This window comes from Actinokineospora auranticolor (assembly GCF_041897805.1).
GTDB classification, from domain to species: domain Bacteria; phylum Actinomycetota; class Actinomycetes; order Mycobacteriales; family Pseudonocardiaceae; genus Actinokineospora; species Actinokineospora auranticolor.
Genome location: NZ_CP154825.1, coordinates 6957410 through 6976076, shown reverse-complemented (window position 1 = coordinate 6976076; position 18667 = coordinate 6957410). Strand labels below are relative to the sequence as shown.

The 18667-nt window shown below is 72.3% G+C and carries 16 protein-coding genes; 7 read left to right on the top strand and 9 right to left on the bottom strand.

The genetic code is table 11. The features are described 5' to 3' along the window. Positions 1-41: 41 nt before the first annotated feature. Positions 42-1211, top strand: coding sequence for a DUF4192 domain-containing protein (locus tag V5P93_RS30250; RefSeq protein ID WP_104483261.1), 1170 nt, complete (start codon positions 42-44; stop codon positions 1209-1211). On the opposite strand, the gene V5P93_RS30245 is transcribed toward V5P93_RS30250, so the two are convergent. The 4 genes from V5P93_RS30245 to V5P93_RS30230 all read right to left on the bottom strand — a co-directional run bounded on the left by V5P93_RS30245 (position 1204) and on the right by V5P93_RS30230 (position 6754). Beyond that, on the bottom strand, positions 1204-3885 hold the full coding sequence (locus V5P93_RS30245; RefSeq protein ID WP_104483260.1) for a bifunctional GNAT family N-acetyltransferase/acetate--CoA ligase family protein: 2682 nt from the start codon (positions 3883-3885) through the stop codon (positions 1204-1206). The genes V5P93_RS30250 and V5P93_RS30245 overlap by 8 nt on opposite strands. A 1-nt stretch (position 3886) precedes the next feature. After that, a complete protein-coding gene (locus V5P93_RS30240; RefSeq protein ID WP_104483259.1) occupies positions 3887-5068 on the bottom strand; it encodes an acetoin utilization protein AcuC in 1182 nt (393 codons plus the stop codon). Between the two features lie 64 nt (positions 5069-5132). Continuing rightward, positions 5133-5870 carry a class I SAM-dependent methyltransferase gene (locus V5P93_RS30235; protein WP_104483258.1) on the bottom strand — a complete coding sequence of 246 codons (738 nt, stop codon included), beginning with the start codon at positions 5868-5870 and terminating at the stop codon, positions 5133-5135. 41 nt (positions 5871-5911) lie between these two features. Next, positions 5912-6754, bottom strand: a complete 843-nt coding sequence (locus V5P93_RS30230) for a sulfurtransferase (protein WP_245931762.1) — start codon at positions 6752-6754, stop codon at positions 5912-5914. A gap of 101 nt (positions 6755-6855) precedes the next feature. Here V5P93_RS30230 and V5P93_RS30225 point away from each other — a divergent pair, with 101 nt between their 5' ends. Genes V5P93_RS30225 through galE form a run of 3 tightly spaced genes read left to right on the top strand, consistent with a single transcriptional unit; the run spans position 6856 to position 9674 of the window. After that, positions 6856-7551 carry a metal-dependent transcriptional regulator gene (locus V5P93_RS30225; RefSeq protein ID WP_104483256.1) on the top strand — a complete coding sequence of 232 codons (696 nt, stop codon included), beginning with the start codon at positions 6856-6858 and terminating at the stop codon, positions 7549-7551. Further along, entirely contained in the window at positions 7548-8699 is a 1152-nt protein-coding gene (gene galK / locus V5P93_RS30220; protein ID WP_104483255.1) for a galactokinase, read from the top strand. The genes V5P93_RS30225 and galK overlap by 4 nt, the downstream gene beginning before the upstream one ends. An 18-nt stretch (positions 8700-8717) precedes the next feature. After that, positions 8718-9674 carry a UDP-glucose 4-epimerase GalE gene (gene galE, locus V5P93_RS30215; protein WP_104483254.1) on the top strand — a complete coding sequence of 319 codons (957 nt, stop codon included), beginning with the start codon at positions 8718-8720 and terminating at the stop codon, positions 9672-9674. Between the two features lie 510 nt (positions 9675-10184). Here galE and V5P93_RS30210 read toward each other — a convergent pair. The 4 genes from V5P93_RS30210 to V5P93_RS30195 all read right to left on the bottom strand — a co-directional run bounded on the left by V5P93_RS30210 (position 10185) and on the right by V5P93_RS30195 (position 13664). Beyond that, positions 10185-10889, bottom strand: coding sequence for an anti-sigma factor (locus tag V5P93_RS30210; protein WP_104483253.1), 705 nt, complete (start codon positions 10887-10889; stop codon positions 10185-10187). Continuing rightward, a complete protein-coding gene (locus V5P93_RS30205) occupies positions 10886-11434 on the bottom strand; it encodes a sigma-70 family RNA polymerase sigma factor (RefSeq protein ID WP_104483252.1) in 549 nt (182 codons plus the stop codon). The genes V5P93_RS30210 and V5P93_RS30205 overlap by 4 nt, the downstream gene beginning before the upstream one ends. A gap of 82 nt (positions 11435-11516) precedes the next feature. Next, the gene (locus V5P93_RS30200) at positions 11517-12386 is read right to left on the bottom strand and encodes a DUF1996 domain-containing protein (protein ID WP_245931761.1); all 870 of its coding nucleotides are present in this window, start codon (positions 12384-12386) and stop codon (positions 11517-11519) included. A gap of 75 nt (positions 12387-12461) precedes the next feature. Beyond that, positions 12462-13664 (bottom strand): acetyl-CoA C-acyltransferase, encoded by a 1203-nt coding sequence (locus tag V5P93_RS30195; RefSeq protein ID WP_104483250.1) that lies wholly within the window; start codon positions 13662-13664, stop codon positions 12462-12464. 263 nt (positions 13665-13927) lie between these two features. Between V5P93_RS30195 and V5P93_RS30190 the strand changes: the two genes are divergently transcribed. From V5P93_RS30190 to V5P93_RS30180, 3 genes are all read left to right on the top strand, one after another. Continuing rightward, the gene (locus V5P93_RS30190; RefSeq protein WP_104483249.1) at positions 13928-14857 is read left to right on the top strand and encodes a helix-turn-helix domain-containing protein; all 930 of its coding nucleotides are present in this window, start codon (positions 13928-13930) and stop codon (positions 14855-14857) included. 45 nt (positions 14858-14902) lie between these two features. Then, positions 14903-15373, top strand: a complete 471-nt coding sequence (locus V5P93_RS30185) for a hypothetical protein (protein ID WP_104483248.1) — start codon at positions 14903-14905, stop codon at positions 15371-15373. 155 nt (positions 15374-15528) lie between these two features. Then, positions 15529-16086, top strand: coding sequence for a hypothetical protein (locus V5P93_RS30180; RefSeq protein ID WP_104483247.1), 558 nt, complete (start codon positions 15529-15531; stop codon positions 16084-16086). A gap of 1280 nt (positions 16087-17366) precedes the next feature. On the opposite strand, the gene V5P93_RS30175 is transcribed toward V5P93_RS30180, so the two are convergent. After that, positions 17367-18623 (bottom strand): IS4 family transposase, encoded by a 1257-nt coding sequence (locus V5P93_RS30175; RefSeq protein ID WP_374066554.1) that lies wholly within the window; start codon positions 18621-18623, stop codon positions 17367-17369. Between the last annotated feature and the right edge of the window lie 44 nt (positions 18624-18667).

Below are 18667 nucleotides of genomic sequence, written 5' to 3'. Positions count from 1 at the left end.
CGCCCATTGCCGCGAACCCCTACCGCGAGCACAGTGGTCCCATGACGACAAACCTCCACCAAGCCGCCGACCTCATCGCCGCCATCCCCTACCTGCTCGGGTACCACCCCGACAACTCCGTCATCGCCCTGACCCTGCGCGGCCCCGGCCCGGTCCCGTCCCTGGGACCGGTCATCCGCGCGGACCTGCCCGCCCCACCGGACTACGAGGCGGGCGCCGCGCACCTCGCCATGGTCGCGGTGGAACACGACGTCGGCGCCGCGATCCTCGTAGTGGTCGGCCGGGGCGGGGAACCCCTGCCGCACCGGGAGTTCGCGGACATGGCCAGGGCCGAGCTCGCCGCCAGCGGCATCACGGTGCCGCGCGCGCTGTGGACCGCGTCGGTCAAGGCGGGTGAACCCTGGCGTTGCTACGACGACTTGGACGGCGGCGTGGTACCGGACCCGGATTGCTCGGAGATAGCCGCCCAGTACACGGTGGCCGGGGTGGTCAAATACCCGTCCCGCCAGGCGATGGCCGACACCCTGGCACCGGATCCAGCGGCGGATCTCGAGCGCCGCGCGGAGATGATCGACCAGTTGCTGTCCGAGGAACTGGACGACCCCACCTCCGACGAGGATCTGTTCTCTCATGTGGAATCCGCTGTGGACGCCTTTCACGAGACCGCCGTGTCCTCCACACTGGACGGACTCTCTCGAGGGGCGCGCAGTCAGGCGCCGCACTCACCGGACTACCGCGAACCGGGGCTTTCCGACGAGCGGATAGCCAGGTTGGCGCTGGCCTTGGGACGGGAGGGCGTACGTGACAGGTGCCTCGCCTTCGCCATGACGGCCAAGGACGCGGCGGCCGCTCGATTGTGGACCAGGATGGTCCGCGCGGTCCCCGAACCCGAGCGTGCCGAACCGGCCTGTCTGCTGGCGGTTAGCGCTTACCTGGCAGGCAACGGCATCTTGGCGCACATCGCGCTGGAGATCTCTTCGACCGCGCAGCCCGGGCACGTGTTGTCGAGCCTCTTGGTCTCGGCAGCCCACCACGGGATGCCACCGGATGACCTACGCACGCTCATCGAGGGCGTAGTAGTCAATCTCGACGATGTGCGCACCGAGGGGTCGTTGAGGCGTGGTGACCCACCGATCCCGTGCGAGCTTCCCCGGGAAGTCATCACGGCTCCGGTCATCAGGAGGTTGGCGCGTCAGCGGCCGGTCACCTGATCGGGCGGAGGCGGCGTGGTCCGGAGTCGTGCCGCGACGGGGGCGGTCCGACCGTCGCGCGCGCTCCCGTGACGAAGGCGCCCGCGGCGGAGGCCAGGATCGGCTCCAGCGTCAGGGCGCGGATCTCCGGGATGTCCTCCGCCAACGCCGCCACCCGCAACACCAACCGCTCCAACGCGGACAGGTCGGCGGGCTCGCCACCGCCGTAGCCCGCCAGCAGCGGAGCCGTCTTCGGGGCGCGGACCAGGCTCGCCGCGTCCGAGTCGGTCAGCGGCAACGCCCGGTGCGCCCGGTCGCCGAGCAGGTTGCTGATCACGCCCGCCAACCCGAAGGAGATCACCGTGCCGAACGAACGATCGTCTTGGAGGCTTATGGAACAAGAGTTGCCCTTGGGGGCCATGCGCTGCACGTAGACCTCGTCGACACCGGACACGGCCCGCAGGTCGTGGTAGGCGTTGCGGATCGCGTCCGCGGTCGTCAGGTCGAGCCGGACGCCGATCAGGTCGCTGCGGTGCCGGAACACCTCGCTCGCCGTCTTCAGCACGATCGGCAGGCCGAGTTCCGTGCCCGTCGCGACCGCCGCGTCGGGGCCGGTCACCACGCGGAACGGCATGACCTCGACGCCGTAGCAGCCCAGCAGCTCCAGCACCTGGTCGTCGGTCAGGTCGACCTCGCCCTCCGCGCCGGACAACGCGGCGGCCACCACCGCGCCCGCCCGGTCGGGGTCGAGGCCGTCCGGTCGGACGAACTCGCCCACGGGCGTGGACCGCCAGCGGGCGTAGGTCGTGGCCCTGGCCAGGGCGGCGGCCGCGCGCTCCGGGCTCGGGTACGACGGGACCGAGCCGCGGCCCGGGGCGCCACCCGGGCCGGGCACCGCGAGCTCGGCCGGGATGCCCTCGGCGGCGAGGAAGGTGGAGACGATGGGTTTGCGGTGCGCGTCGCCCAGGTCCTCGGCCGCCTCGCGCAACGCGCGGGCGTAGGCGGTGCCGGGGATGGCCAGGGGCGGGACGAACACCACGATCAGCGAGTCGACGTCCGCGCGGCGCAGCGCCGAGGACACGGCCGCGGCGAAGGAGTCGGGGTCGGCCTGCGCGCCGACGTCGACCGGGTCGCCCGCCAGCGCCAGGCCCTGGGCCAGCGCCGCGTCGGCGGCCAGCACGCCGATGGCCGACGAGTTGCCGACCACCGCGACCCGGTCGCCGGGCGGGAGCGGCTGGTGGGCGAGCAGCAGCGCGGTGTCGAAGAGCTGGGCGATCGTCTCCACTCGGATGACGCCCGCCTGTTCGAACAGCGCGCTGAGGCTCGCGTCGTCCACGGCCACGCCCGTCTTGGCGAGGGCGGGCAACACGGTCTTCTGACCGGACTTGACCACGACAACCGGCTTGCTCCGCCCCAACCTGCGGGCGAGCCGGGCGAACTTGCGGGGGTTGCCGAACGATTCCAGGTACAACAGAACAACGTCGGTCGCCGGGTCGGTTTCCCAGTACTGCAACAGGTCGTTGCCGGACACGTCGGCGCGATTGCCTGCGGAGACGAACGTCGACAGGCCCAGGCCGCGGCTGGCCGCGTCGGCGAGGATGGCCGTGCCCAGGGCGCCGGACTGGCAGAAGAAGCCGGTGCGGCCCCGACCGGGCAGGGTCGGGGCGAGGGTGGCGTTCAGCCGGACCGCCGGGTCCAGGTTGACCACGCCCAGCGCGTTCGGGCCGACCACCCGCATGCCGTGCGCGCGGGCCTCGTCGACCAGCCTGCGCTCCGCGCCGCGGCCGTCCGGGCCGGTCTCGCCGAACCCGGAGCTGACCACGACCAGCGCCTTGACGCCCTTGGCCAGGCAGGCGTCCATGACCTCGTCGACGCCCGCCGCCGGGATGGCCACCACGGCCAAGTCCACCGGGTCGGGGATGTCGAGCACGGTCGGGTACGCCCGCACGCCGCGCACCGACCGGTGTTCGGCGTTGACCGGGAACACCGGTCCGGCGAAGTCGGCGGCGAGCAGGTTGGCCAGCACCGCGTTGCCGACCTTCGCCCGGTCGGTCGACGCGCCGATCACCGCGACCGAGCGGGGGTGCAGCAGGTTGTGCACGCTGCGCGCCTCGGCGGCCTGCTCGCGGGAGTGCGCCACCGCCACCGACGCCTCGGTGGGATCGATGGCGAACTCCAGGTGCAGCACGCCCTCGTCGAAGGCCCGGCTGACCTGGTAGCCCGCGTCCCGGAACACCCGCACCATCTGGACGTTCTCGGCCAGCACCTCGGCCTCGAACCGGGCCAGGCCGCGTTCGCGGGCGGCCGCGGCGAGGTGCTCGAGCAGGATCGAGCCGAGTCCGCGGCCCTGGTGCGCGTCCTCCACGACGAACGCGACCTCGGCGGAGTCCTGGCCGGGCAACCGCTCGTAGCGGCCGACCGCGACGATGTCGTCGCCCAGCAGGGCGATGAACGCCACCCGGTCGTGGTGGTCGACGGTGGTGAACCGGACCAGGTCCTTCTCCGGGATGCGCGGGTAGGGGCCGAAGTAGCGGAAGTAGCGGGTGCGCTCGGACAGCCGGGTGTGGAAGGCGAGCAGCGCGTCGGCGTCGGTGGGCACGATCGGGCGCAGGTGCGCGGTGCCACCGTCGGCCAGCACGATGTCGGCCTCCCAGTGGCGCGGGTAGGCGTAGGGGTCGCGGCGCGGCGGGGTCACGTCAGTCCCTCGGGTCGTCCGGGTCAAGGCCGTGCAGTGGGAAGACCGCGCTCCGCACGTCCCGGATCACCGTGTCCACCGGCTGCTCCCGCCCACCGCCCCACGGTTCGAACGCGGTGTCGCGGTCGTCGCCCATGGTGGTCGGCAGATCGGCGCGCGGGGCCATGCGGCGCACGTCGGTCAGCCAGTCGACCGGGACCGCCGTGTCCACCGGCAGGTCGCGGTCGAGCACGGTCGCGAGCAGGTGCGTCCACGAGCGGGGGACGACGCGGAGCAGTTCGTAGCCGCCGCCACCGGTGACGAGCCACTTGCCGCCCGCGTACCGGTCGGCGAGGTCGCGCAGCACGCGGTAGATCTCCCGCTGGCCGTCGACCGACAGCGCCAGGTCGGCCAACGGGTCCTCGATGTGTGTGTCCACACCGCACTGCGTGACCAGCACCTGCGGTCGGAACGCGCCCAGCAACGACGGCACCGTCGCGTGGAACGCCCGCAACCACTCGGCGTCGCACGTGCGCGGGGCCAGGGGGATGTTGACCGATGTCCCCTGCGCCTGGCGTCCGCCGAGTTCGGTGACGAACCCGGTTCCCGGCCAGAGGGTCGCCGGGTGCTGGTGCAGCGAGACGGTCAGCACACGCGGGTCGTCGTAGAAGGCGGCCTGCACGCCGTCGCCGTGGTGCACGTCGACGTCGATGTAGGCGACGCGCTCGAACCCGTTGTCCAGCAACCACGAGATGGCCACGGCGCAGTCGTTGTAGACGCAGAACCCGGCCGCCCGGTCCGCCATCGCGTGGTGCAGCCCACCGGCGATGTTCACCGCCCGGTCGACCTCCCCGCTCGCGATCCGCCGGGCCGCCGTCAACGTGCCACCGACCACCAACGCCGCCGCCGCGTGCATCCGGTCGAACACGGGGTTGTCGGCCGTCCCCAGCCCATAACCCAGGTCCCACCCCGCCGACGGCGCCTCCCGCACGGCCGCCACGTAGTTGGCCCGGTGCACCCGCTCAAGATCGGTGTCCTCGGCGGACACGGGAGCGACGACCTCGACCCCGTCCAACACCCCGAGCCCCCGCGCCAACCGCATGGTCAGCTCCAACCGGAGCGGGTTGAAGGGGTGGTCGTCCCCCATGTCGTACCCCAGCAGCGCGGAATCCCACACCACACCCGCACCGACCCGCGCACCCATACCCGCACCCTAGAGCGTGCCGTCCCCCGACGCCCAGCACCGCCGCGACCGGCACGCGCCGGGATCAGACGGCTTCCAGGACGAAGAACAGGAAGCTCAGGAAGGCGCCGGAGGGGAACGGCGCCATCTCGTCGGGGAAGAGTTCGTGGGCCTCGGGTGACGGCGGTGGCTCGCTGATGACGGCCGTGCGGAAGCCCGCCGCGGTGAAGGCGTCGGTCATCGCGTGCAGCGGTCGGTGCCAGTAGGTGAGCACAGCCTTGTGGCCGTTGAACTCGTACTCGTCGGTCCACTTGGTGGTCGCGAAGTAGTCGCTCTCCCGGTGCGCCATCTTCAGCATGATCGGGTGGTTGACCACGACGATCAGCCGCCCGCCCGGCTTCAGCACCCGCCGCAACTCGGCCAGCGGTCCGGTCCAGTCCTCCAGGTAGTGCAGCACCAGGGCCGCGACCGCGTCGTCGAACGCGCCGTCGGGGTATGGCAGCGGCTCGCCGATGTCGGCGACCCGGAGATCGGTGTCGGCACCGAGCCGCTGCCGGGCCAACTCCACCATCTTCGCGCTGCGGTCGAAGCCCGCCACCACGGCGCCCCGCTCGCGCAGCGCCGCGGACACGGGGCCCGCGCCGCAGCCCGCGTCGAGAATCCGCCGACCGGCCACGTCCCCGGCCAGGTCCACGATCGCGGGCCGGGCGTAGTAGGCGTTGAGGAGGCTGGTCTCGTTCTCGGCTGTGTACGCCTCGGCGAAGTCGTCGTAGTCGTTCTCCACGGCCACGTCGGCGGCGGGACTCCCGGGGTTGGTCGACATGTCCCCATCCTGCCGAGTGATCAACCTGACCCCCGCGCGGGTTAGGTTGTCTCGACGGGGTTTTCCAGGTTCCGGCTCCAGTGGGACCACGAGCCCGCGTAGAGCGCTGCCGGGCTGTCCGGGCCGCGCAGGCCCGCCACCTCCAGCGCCAAGACGACCGACGACGCCGTGACGCCGGAGCCGCAGTAGGTGCCTACCTCGGTTGTGTCCGTTACGCCCAGGGCGCGGTAGTGGGTGGCGAGGGTTTCGGCCGGGTGCCAGAGGCCGTCGGGGGTCGTGTGGGCCGTAAAGGGGGCATTCACGGCTCCTGGGACGTGGCCCGCGCGCGGGTCGATGGGTTCGACCTCGCCCCGGTAGCGCTCGGGCGCGCGGGCGTCGAGCAGGAGGCCGTTCGTGGCCAGGGCGGCGGCTTCGGGGGCGTCGATGACCGGCATGTGGCCCGGCGTCACCGTGAAATCACCCGGGGGAGGGGTTGGCACCTCGGTGGTGACGCGTTGCCCTGCTGCCGTCCACGCGGCGTAGCCGCCGTCGAGTACAGCGACCTCACGGTGTCCCGCCCACCGCAGCAGCCACCAGGCGCGGGCCGCGACGGAGCCGTTGTCCGAGTCGTACGCGACGACCGGGGTGTCGGCGCGGACACCCGCCGCGCGGAGGGCGTGCGCCAAGACGTCGGGGTCGGGCAGCGGGTGCCGACCACCGTCCCCGGGCGGGGCCGCCAAGGCCGTGTCCAGGTCGACGAAGACCGCGCCCGGCAGGTGTCCTGCCTGGTAGTCCTCCCGCCCGGGTGGGCCCGCCAGCCGCCAGCGGACGTCCAGCACGACCGGGGCGCGCGCACTGTCGAGAAGCGACACCAACTCTTCCACCGACACCAGGGGTGACTGCACCGGCCCATCCTGCCGGCCCGGGCCTTTGGTCACTGACCGCTACTACCGCACTGCTCTGTCGGGGCGAGCGACTAACATGGAGGTGACGAAGGGGAACCGGCGTGAACGAACTCATCGACACCACCGAGATGTATCTCCGAACCATCTACGAGCTCGAGGAGGAGGGCGTCGTCCCCCTGCGCGCCCGCATCGCCGAGCGGCTGGGGCAGAGCGGCCCCACGGTGAGCCAGACGGTGGGCCGCATGGAGCGGGACGGCCTGGTGGTCGTCGCGGGGGACCGCCACCTCGAACTGACCGACCACGGCCGCTCCCTGGCCATCGCCGTGATGCGCAAGCACCGGCTCGCCGAGCGGCTGCTGGTCGACGTCATCGGCCTGGAGTGGGAGCAGGTGCACAGCGAGGCGTGCCGGTGGGAGCACGTGATGAGCGAGGCCGTCGAGCGCAAGCTGGTCAAGCTGCTCGGCCACCCCACCACCTCCCCGTACGGCAACCCCATCCCCGGCCTCGACAAGCTGGGCGAGGGTGAGCCCGCGCCACCGGTGGAGGCGGGCCTGGTCCGGGTCGACGAGGTCGCCCGCCGCGGCGGGGGCCGGGTGGAGATCCGCCGCATCGCGGAGCACGTGCAGCTCGACGCGGACCTGATGGCCGGGCTCAAGGCGGTCGGCGTGCTGCCCGGCAGCGTCGTCACCGTCGGCCCGCTGCGCCCGGACGGCAGCGCCATCGAGGTCACCGGCGCGGGCACCACCGCCGCCCTGTCGCCCACGGTGCTGCACGCGGTGCTGGCCCGCACCCAGTGACCCCCGCGGACCGGGCGGCCGACCGGTTCCGGCGGCTGCACGGCCGCGCACCGGCGGGGGTGTGGTCCGCCCCCGGCCGGGTCAACCTGATCGGCGAGCACACCGACTACAACGACGGCCTCGTCCTGCCCTTCGCCCTGCCGCACCGGGTCGCGGTCGCCGCCGCGCCGCGCGCCGACGGGTTGCTCGCCGCGGTGACCGTCGGGGACGACGGCAACCCCCAGCGCGCCGAGCCGGTCCCGGTCGCGGACCTGGCGCCCGGCCTGGTCACCGGCTGGGCCGCGTACCCGTCGGGGGTCGCCTGGGTGCTGCGCGCGCAGGGCATCACCGGCGGCGCCGACCTGGTGATCACCGGCGACGTCCCGGCGGGTGCCGGGCTCTCCTCGTCGCACGCCCTGCAGTGCGCGGTCGCCCTGGCGCTGCTCGGCCTCGCCGACATCGAGCCGCGCGGGACCGCCGCGCTCACCGAGCTGGCCCACTGGGTGCGGCGCTCGGAGAACGATTTCGTCGGCGCCCCCACCGGCCTGCTCGACCAGACCGCGTCCCTGTGCTGCGTCGAGGCGCACGCCCTGTTCCTCGACGTGCGCTCCGGCGCCCAGGAGCAGGTCCCGTTCGCCGCGCGCGGGTTCGAGGTGCTGGTCATCGACACCCGCGCCCGCCACTCCCTCGCCGACTCCGAGTACGGCGACCGCCGCCGCGGCTGCGAACGCGCCGCCGCGCTGCTCGGCGTCCCGGCGCTGCGCGACGTCACCCCGGACACCCCGCTCGCCGACCTCCCCGAGGAGCTGCGGCCCCTGGTCCGGCACGTGGTCACCGAGAACGAGCGGGTGCTGCGGGTCGTCGACGCCCTGCGCGCGGGCGACCTCGCCGCGACCGGCCCGGACCTGACGGCCTCGCACACCAGCCTCCGGGACGACTACCGGGTCTCCTGCCCGGAACTCGACCTCGCGGTGGACGCGGCGCTCGCCGCGGGCGCGGTGGGTGCCAGGATGACCGGCGGCGGCTTCGGCGGGTCCGCGATCGCGCTGGTGCCCCCGGGCGCCACCGGGGTCCGCGACGCCGTGCTCGCCGCGTTCGCGGCGCGGTCGCTCGCCGCACCGCGCCTGTTCACCGCGGTGCCGTCCGCGGGCGCGCACCGAGACCACTGACACGGAGAGGGACCCAAGGTGAAGTTGCTCGTCACGGGCGGAGCGGGATACGTCGGCAGCGTCTGCGCTGCCCGGCTGGTGGAGGCGGGCCACGACGTCGTGGTGGTCGACGACCTGTCGACCGGTCACGCCGACGCCGTCCCCGACGGCGCCCGCTTCGTCGAGGCGGACATCGCCGAGGCCGCCCCGGAGCTGCTCGGCGCCGGGTTCGACGGCGTGCTGCACTTCGCCGCCAAGTCGCTGGTCGCGGAGTCCATGGCGGACCCGGCGAAGTACTGGCAGGGCAACGTCGTCACCTCGCTGCGCCTGCTCGACGCGATGCGCGACGCGGGCACCCCGCGGCTGGTGTTCTCCTCGACCGCGGCCACCTACGGCGAGCCGGAGCAGGTCCCGATCCTGGAGACCGCCCCCACCCGCCCCACCAACACCTACGGCGCGAGCAAGCTGGCCATCGACCACGCCATCACCTCGTACGCCAAGGCGCACGGCCTGGCTGCGGTCAGCCTCCGCTACTTCAATGTCGCGGGCGCCTACGGGAGCTTCGGCGAGCGGCACACCACCGAGACCCACCTGATCCCGATCGTGCTCCAGGTGGCCCTGGGCACCCGCGAGTCGATCTCCCTCTACGGCGACGACTACCCCACCCCGGACGGCACCTGCGTCCGCGACTACATCCACGTGCTGGACCTGGCCGAGGCGCACCTGCTGGCGCTGGCCAACGCCACCGGCGGCGAGCACCGGATCTTCAACCTGGGCACCGGAACCGGCTTCTCGAACCGCCAGGTCGTCGAGACCTGCCGCGAGGTCACCGGCCACCCCATCCCCAGCAACACCGCCCCCCGCCGCCCCGGCGACCCCGCCACCCTGGTCGCCTCCTCCGCCGCCGCGCAGGAACACCTCGGCTGGCGCCCGGAACGCGCCGACCTGCACGCGATCATCTCCGACGCCTGGAAGTTCGCCCAGTCCCGAGCCTGACGCGGGTTACCGCCTCGGCCGGTCAACCGGTGGGTCTCGTGCCGGTCGTTGTGCGGCAGCGGTTCGGGTGGCAGCCGGAGCGCGCCGACCCGCACGCGATCGTCTCGGACGCCCGCGGGTTCGCCGGTCCCGGGCCTGGTGCGGGTGTGGCTTCGGGCTGGCCTACCGGTGGCGGGCTGAGTGTCTCGGCCACGCGCGCCGTCTTCGCCGTTGTGGCGCGGAGCAGTCCGAGTGCCGGCCGGGACGCGCCTGCTGTCCACGCGACCTTGCCAGTGGATGGAAGGCTCGCGCGGCCGGCGCGGGTATGGCTGCGGCCGGACTACCCGTGGCGGGTCGAGTGTCCTGGCGGTGTCCGTCGTCTTTCGCCGTTGTGGTGTGGAGCGGTCGGGTGGCGGTTGGGGCGCGCTTGCCACTCAGGCGACCGTTTCCGGCGCCTGGGAGTTCGTCCAGTCTTGGGCGCGAATCGACCGCGGCCCCGCCGGTGCACCGGCGGGGCCGCGGTTTCCGGACTCACAGGCGCGCGGACACGAACACCTTGCCCTCGGTGTTCACCACCTCGATACCGGCCACATCGGACAGATCGACCAACGCCATGCCGTCCAGGTTCGTCCCGCTCGCCGCGCCCTTGGCCGACACCTGCCAGCTCCCGGCCTGCTCGCGGATCCCGTCCTTGCCGACCACGACCACCCGGCAGCGCTCGCCCTCCGGGATCCCGGTCACCGACGCGTTCAACCGCACCCACCCTTCGGCGGGGGTGAGCCGGGCCGTCAGCTGGGCCCCGCTCCGGGGGTCGGTCGCCTGCAGGACCTGACCGGGTTCCGGGGTGTCGGTCGGGGCGGCGGTCGCCGTCGGGGTCGGCAGGGCCTGCGGGTCCCCGGTGGACCGTCCGATCACGACCCCGGTGCCCAGGACCGCCGCCGCCACCGCTGCCGCCGCGACGGCCGCGACCGCGATCCCCCGGTTGCGCCGCACCGCCGACTCGGTGCGCACCTGGCGCAGCGTCCTGGCCAGCAGCAGGTCACCGCCTTCCGGCGGGCCGTGCAGCAAAGCCTCCGCCGGCAGCTCTCCCGCCATGTCCCGCACCTCCTCCAACTCCGCCAGTTCCGCGCGGCACGCCGCGCACCCGGCCAGGTGGTCGTCGACCGCCCGGCGCTCGTCCTCGTCCAGCGCGCCCAGCGCGTACGCGCCGAGCATCGGGGCCTCGTGGGTGCTCATGCGGTCCCCTCCAATGCCGCCCGGCGCCCGGACATCGCGGTGCGCAGGGCCTGCAACGCGTAGTGCGACCGCGATTTGACCGTCCCCGGGGCGATGCCCAGCTCCTGGGCGGCCTCGGCGACGCTGCGGTCGCGGAAGTAGATCTCCACCAACACCTTCCGGTGGTCCTCGGACAGCCCCTCGATCGCGGCGAGCACGCTCATCGAGTCCACCACCCGCTGCGCGTGGTCCTTGGCCACGGGCACGGCGGTCGGCGACTCGGCGACCTCGGTCGGTCGGGCCGCCTTGGCCCTGACCTTGTCCACGATAAGGTTCTTGGCCACGGTGAACAGCCAGGCCCGGACCGAGCCCTCGCCGCTCATCAGCTTGTCCGCGTGCCGCCAGGCCCGCACCAGCGTCTCCTGGACCACGTCCTCGGCCGCCGCCCGGTCGCCGGTGAGCCGCACGGCGTAGGCCAGCAGGGCCCCGCCGTGTTCCTCGTAGAGCGAGCGGACCAGCGCCTCGTCCCTCGATGTCGCCCGTGCCCGGGCGAACAGCCTCGCCATGCCGACTCCTGTCCCAACGGCGTCCGGTTGCGCTTTCCCGGCTGACACGTGCGCCGGGCGGGTTCGGTTCGAACGCGACCCGTCAGCAGTCGCGGCCCTGGTTGATGCAGGTCACGACGTCGGCCGTGGCCGCCTCGGTGCGCACGTTGACGAAGTGCGCGTGGTCGGACGCCGACGCGCGGTCGGCGACCTCGGGGAAGCTGCTGATGGTGAAGTCGGTGTCCGCGGGCAGGTCGTACCCGACCTCAACGCGCAGCCGCGGCACCGGGAACGTCGCGCGCGGGCAGGCGCCGTTGCCCGTGGGGAACCTCAGGTGCGCCTTGTGGTCGGGGCTGTCCGTGGCGCGACCGTCCCAGCAACTGGGGAACTCGTAGACGCGCAGAATCCGCGCACCGGCCGGGCAGCGCGGGTAGCTCGTAGTGGCGCGGTCGGGGAAACCGGCGCATGTCCACGTCGGGCGCGCGCCCTGCCCTGCCTTGGCGTCACCGGTGACAGTGCGCAAGAACCGCGGCATGGCGACAACCTTGCTCACCGGGCTACCGAGGAAGGTGATGTGCACGGAGTCCGGTGCGCGTACCTCGTCGTGGTGGCCGTTGAGGTGCAGCACGGGCCAGTAGTAGCTGGAGGCGTCGCCGTCGCGGCAGGTCGTCTTGGCGGCGGCGAGGGAGTCGTTGGTGCTGAACGCGTCGGTGCTGAGGTTGCCGACGTAGTCGTGCAGGTGGTGCGCGCCGTCGCGGACGCCGGGGGAGGCCACGAGGTTGTCGGAGTTGCGGTGGTTCTCCGCGTTGCGCCCGCAGTCGACGGTGTAGCTGCCGGTCGAGGCGCCCGCGCCGACCGGGATCGCGGGTGTCGGGACCACCGACTCGATGTCGACGACGGCGCGGGGCGCGGGGTCGGCGGCGCAGGCGGTGAGGGAGCCGAGCGCGGCGATCAGGGCGCAGAGGCGGAGCACATGATCACTTTGGTACCGGGCCACAGCGCACCAGTGAACACGACCGCACACCGCGGTGGCGCCGGGATGAACGCGTTACCCCGAACGGTCCAGGAGCAGACCGGCGCCCAGGCCCACGGCGCCGCTGATGCCCGCCGCGCCGACCCGGCCCGCGTTCCGCTCCAACTCCACCAGGCACTCGCCGACCACGATCGCGCCCGCGGCGCCCGCCGGGTGACCCGCGGCCAGCGTGCCGCCCGCCGGGTTGAGCCGCTCCGGTCCGGCGTCGAAGGCGCGGCGGAACCGCAGGCACTGCGCGGCGAACGCCTCCCCGAACGCGAAGACGTCCACGTCGTCGGCCGAGAGCCCGCAGCGCCGTAGTACCAGCGCGACAGCCTCTTGGCCCGCCAGCGTGGTGACCGGGTCGGTCGCCACTACGGCCGACGTGACGACTCGCGCGCGGGGGCGCAGACCAAGGCGGTGCCCGGTGGTCAGGTCGCCCACCAGCAGCAGCGCGGCTCCGTCGGCGGGCGAGGCCGAGGTGGCGTCGGTGTGCCGGTGGTCGACGCGCGTGGGCCACCCGCGCCCGGTGAGCGCCAGCGCGTCCTGGCCGTCGGCGCCGAGACCGGCGAACGCGGGCGGCAGCGGGGTCAGCGCGTCGCGGCCGAGGTCGGGACGCACCAGCTCGTCGTGGCCGAGCCCGAGGTCGACGACCGAGTCGGCGAAGGCGCCCGCGCGCCACGCGGCGGCCGCCTTGTGGTGCGACTCCAGGGCGAACCCGTCGAGGTCCTCGCGGCTGAACCCGTCGACCGTGGCGTCGAGGTCGGCGGCCACCCCGGGGTGCACGGACCCCGTGCGCCGCACCACGTCCACGTCCGTCCACAGTGGAGCGCGATCCGCCTGCTCCGGCACCCGCGACGAGCTCTCCACGCCACCCGCGACCGCCAGGCCCACCTCGCCCGCGCGGACCCTGGTCGCGACCTGGGCCACCGCGTCGAGCCCGGACGCGCAGAACCGGTTGACCATCACGCCGGGCACGCCGCCGCGCCCGCCGCGGTCCCAGCCCGCCAGCAGCGTCGCGGTCCTGGCCAGGTTGCCGCCCTGCTCCCCGTGCTGGGCCATGCAGCCCAGCACCACGTCGTCGACCTCGGCGGGGTCCAGTCGCGGGTTGCGCCGGAGCAGGGCGTCCAGCAGGCCGGTCACCAGGTCCAGCGGGGTCCGGTGGTGCAGGCCGCCGTCCGCCGAGCCGCGCCCGCGCGCGGTGCGGACGAAGTCGAACAGGTACGCCTCGCCCCCCATGTCGTCCCCCCGTCGGATCCGGCCTCGCCCCGGGGCCAGTTCTAGTCGCGCGCGGCGGGTGCGGCAACCACTGCCCGCCGGGAGGTTCGTCACCGCGCGTAGTCGAGTCCTAAGTGGACCCCTAGACCGCCGGGTCGCGCCGTTCGCCCGTGCCGAGTACGGGACTACCGCTATGCTGGTCGCCCGTACCGCGAGGCCCCTGCCCGGGCCGTGGGAGCAACCACCCGAAACGGCATGACCACGCAGACGACGACGCCCCGGCCATGATCCACCCACCGGACCGGCCCAGCCAGCTCGGCGCGGGTGGCGACAACGCCATCGCCCTCACCATCGGTACCGCGGCCGACGAGTGGACCCTGCTCATCCTGCGCCACGCCCTGCAGCGCGGCACCCGGCACGCCCGGCGCTGGCAGGAGCTGCTGCCGATCTCGCCCGCCGTGCTGGCCTCCCGGCTGCGCCACCTCAGCGACCAGGGCGTGCTGGTGCGCGCCGACCAGGAGTGGCAGCTCAGCCCGCGCGGCGCGGCGCTGTGGCCGATGATGCTGTCGGTGTGGGCCTGGGAGGTGGCCTGGGCCGACGGGCCCGGACCCGACCTGCCCGCCATGCGCCACGCCGACTGCGGCGCGCTGTTCGAACCCGTGCTGGCCTGCGGGACCTGCCGGGTCGCGGTCGCCCCGCGCGACGTCGAGGCCGAGTTCGGGCCCAGCGGCTCGTGGCCCCGGTCGGCGCCGATCACCACGCTGCGCCGCCGCGCCAGCGGCTCCACCAGCCTGGGGCCGGGCTTCTTCCCGCAGAGCCGCGCGCTCATCGGCAACCGCTGGTCGGCGGCCATGCTCGGCGCGGTGTTCCTCGGCGCCCGCCGGTTCTCCGACTTCCAGCGCCGCCTCGGCGCCCCGACGACCGTGGTGGCCGACCGGCTGCGCACCTTCCGCGCCCTCGGTTTCCTCACCGCCTCCGGCGACCCGGACCGCTCCGACCGGTCGGTCTACCGGCTCACCGACAAGGGCCGCGCGTTCTTCCCGGCGATCATGACCGGGCTGGACTGGGGGCAGCGCTGGTTCCTCGCCCCCGAGGGGCCCGCGGTGCTGCTGCGCCACCGCGGCACCGACCACGAGTACCACGTCACGCTGGTGTGTTCGGCCTGCTCGCGGCCCCTGGCCGGGCGTTCGGTGCGGTCCGTGCCGGTGGTCTGACGATCCGCGTGCAACCCTGGGGCGGCGCGCGTCCGTCCTGTGGTCATGAAACGCCTAGGAACCGTCATCGGCGCAGGCGTTCTGCTCGCGGCACTGACCGCTTGCGCCGGACCCGAGGCCCCGGGCGACCCGGGTGGCTTGCGACCCGGGGCCCCCGGCTCCGCGGTGGTCGAGCCCGACCGCCAACCGGCGCGCACGCCCCCGAGCGGCGGTACCGCCGTGCCCTCGGGGCAGGTCGACGCCGAGGGCTTGGCGGAGAACTACCCGGTGCTGGTGTGGACCGAGGACAGCGGGACCACCGTCGGCGCGGTCGCCCAGGAGGGCGGCTGCGGCAAGGCCAGCGCCGAGGTCGCCGACCAGACCGCCGCCCACGTGGTGGTCACCCTGGTCGAGACCACCCCGGCGAAACCCCAGCAGTGCACCATGGACCTGCGTTTCCCCAGGCTGACCGTGCAGTTGGACCAGCCGCTGGGGCAGCGCCAGGTGGTGCTCAAGAGTGAGCAACGGAGCGCATGAGCAGATTACGGATGAACACGTTCGGTAGCCGCGACTGGCGTTGAGCCGGTAAAGACATCTCCTCCCGGGTGCCCCGGTCGGTATTGCCCCACCGACCGGGGCACCACCTTGTCGCGCGCTGCAACCGGGACGGCGTGCATTACCGTCCTGGGGTCATGAAGACCATCCTGTCCACGGCCGTCACGGCCCTGGCTCTCCTGGGGCTCGCGGGCTGCTCGGCCGACCCGGCCGCGCCGTCCCCCGCGCCGGGCACCCAGCCCGCCGGATCGGCGGCCCCCGCCCCGACCGGCGGCTCCGCCGCGCCCGCCCCCGCCCCCGGCACGGCACCCACGAAGTCGCAGGCCCCGCACGTCGCCGTGCAGCCCGACGGCAAGGTCGACGTGCCCGCGGGTTACAAGGAACTGCCCGCCGCTCAGGTCGACGTCAAGGCCCTGCCTGACACCTACAAGGAACGTCGGGTCTGGTCGTCCGCGGACGGCAAGTCGCTGCAGCTGGTCGCCGTCGCCCGGGACGCTTGCGCGGGGATCGACGCGCAGGTCAGCCAGGCGACCGACACGTCGGTCACCGTCAGCCTCAGCCCCATGACCTCCCCCCAGGGCGGCCCGGAAGGCGGCAAGGTGTGCGCCACGGTGCTGACCCCGCGCGCGGTCGAGTTGGCACTGGAGCAGCCGATCGGCACCCGCACGGTGGTCGTCACCGAGAACGCGGGCTGATCGCGGTACGGGCCGGTCGGTCCTGGCTGTGGGACCGACCGGCTCTCGCGGTGCCGCCGGAGCGGGCCCGGACGCCCGGCTCCGGCGGCACCGCGGCTTGGTGGTCCCGGCTCGTGGATGGGCATCGGTGTTTCCCGGTGCGAGGATTTCGGCCCATTTCTCTTGGGGCGACGCTATGCCTCCGGCCCCGGTTTACCGCTTACCGGCGGATACCGACGGTTTCGGCTGAAGATGATCAAGCCGGTGGACAAGTGCCCTGGAGCGGGCGGGTGCGCTGGTTCGGTTTGGTCGATTCGGTGAGCCGGAGGATCCGACATGGCCTCGATGGGCCTCCGGCCCCGGTGTCCGGTCGGCCCCGACGGCTTCGGCTGACGGTGGTTCAGCCCGCGGGCGGCTGCCCGGATCCGGTGAGGGGCAGGTTCGGCCTGCCTGGTTCGGCGCGTTGTGCGCGTGGAGATGATCTCGGCGCGCCTTCGGCCCCGGCGTTCGGGCGACCGGAGGGCGCAGGCGTTTCGGCAGAAGGTGATCCGGTCTTTGGCGGGTGCCCGGAACGGGCGGGGGGACGGGGTCGGCCTGTCGATGTGGCGAGCTGACGATCTCGCGGTGCGCCGCTGGCGTCCGATTCGCCGTCGGATATCGGTGTTCCGCACCGAAGATGATCAATTTGTGGACGAGTGCCCGGAGCGGGCTCAGCCTGCTGGTTCGGCGAGACGCTGCTTGGCGGCGATTTCGGCGCGCACCTCTGGTCCCGGAATCTGTTTGCCTGCCGGTACGGGAGCCGTGGTTCGAAGGTGATCGAGTCTGCGGGCGGGTGTCCTGGAACCGGCTGGTGGTCGGGCTCGTCCTGCCTGGTTCGGCGCGTCGTGCGCCTGGAGATGATCTCCGCGTGCCTCCGGCCCCCGGAATCAATTCTACCGAGGTGGACCGACAAAAGGCCGAGAAGACGATCAAGCCTGTGGACAACCGCGAACCGTCGGGGCGTCGTCGCGACCTCAACGGAGTTGTCCACAAGCTAGATCATTCTCGGCCGAACCGTCAGTCCTCGCCGGTAGAATTGCTTCCGGGGGGCCGGAGGCGCAATGCCACTAACTTAAGCTAGGTGCGAGGATTCTGATGGTGGCCGGACCCTGATGTCGAACGCCTTGATGTTTGCCTTTTTGGTGGGGTAGCGTTTATGGCGTCCACGTTTGGCCACACGGGGGCACGTTCGGTGCCTTCGGGCCGCGAGGTGTCTCTCGTTGATTTCCGCGCAGGTCTCCGATAACGCTCTCGCTTGGCGTTCAGGGGGAAAAATCCGCCTCGGCGGGGACCTGGCGTCGGATAACTCGAAGAGACCGCATGAAGGACAGTCGATCAGGGTCGACGTCGGCCTCGTCGGCCGCCGAGCACATCAAACGCCGAATGCCATAGTGTGCGAGCAGGAACGCCCACAGTTCCTGACGCACCATGTCGGGCGATCTCGACCGCAGCGTCTTACCCGATCCTTGTTGATGGGTCTTCATCTCATCGATCAAACCCTCGCATTCCCAGCGTTCATGGTAGGCGAGAGCCAATTCCATGGCGGTCGCCTCGGCCGGGTCGAGAATCGACGTCACCACGCACACGACCTCGGCTGCCCCGTCACCCGCCCGGTCGGGAACCTGATATTCGACCACCCGAACAGGTTGCGCATCCTCGGAACGACAATCCTCGCCGCGGCGGGCCTTCTCGATCAGCCGATCCCGGCGCCCTCGGCGCACGGCCGAACTGACCAGGATCGAGCGATACGAACCGTCGGGCAACCACTCCAACACCGGCAACGTGACAGCCGAACTCACTCTCCACAGCAGGTCAGCGCCAGTACGACGGAACTCGTTCCACAGATCGAAACCGTAGAATCCCCGATCTGCGATCACCAGCATGTCCGGCTCGACAGACCCGATGATGTCTCTCGCGAGAGTTTTCTCGCTGGTCAGGCACCCGGCGATCGCGGCCCCCACGATCGCGCGGGAACCACACTCGCCCAACACGATCATCAACGCCCGCGGAAACGCTGACTCGACCGACTGATTACGCTGTCGACCGAACTCCGCCGCGTTCTCGGGCGTATCCGGAACATCCACGGAGAACCCATCCATCGCCATCAACCGCCGCGACGCCAACCACGCCCCTGTGGTACCCCGCCCCGCCACCGGAACAGCGACCCGCTCAAACAACAGACTCAACGGCTCGACCCCCAACCGCTTCCGAGCCTTGGAAATAGCCGCCGTCGAGGGAACATTCCACTCACCACGCCACGAACCCACAGACCGCAACGACCCAACAAGCTTCCGCATCACCTCCTCGTAATCATCATCGAAAAACAGGCACATCCCCAAACAAAACCGCACCACCACATGCGCGGGAAGCAACCGAGACCGCAACTCGCGACGGCCCGTCTCGTTCAACACATCCTCGATCACATCTCGAGGAAAAACCTCCGCCAACACACCCAACGAGATCCGATCGGTCAACCGAACAGCCGACGAATCAACGACACCACCACGAACCTGCACCACGCGAGCCACCCGAAAACAATAGCAGCTCCTTGCTTAAGTTAGTG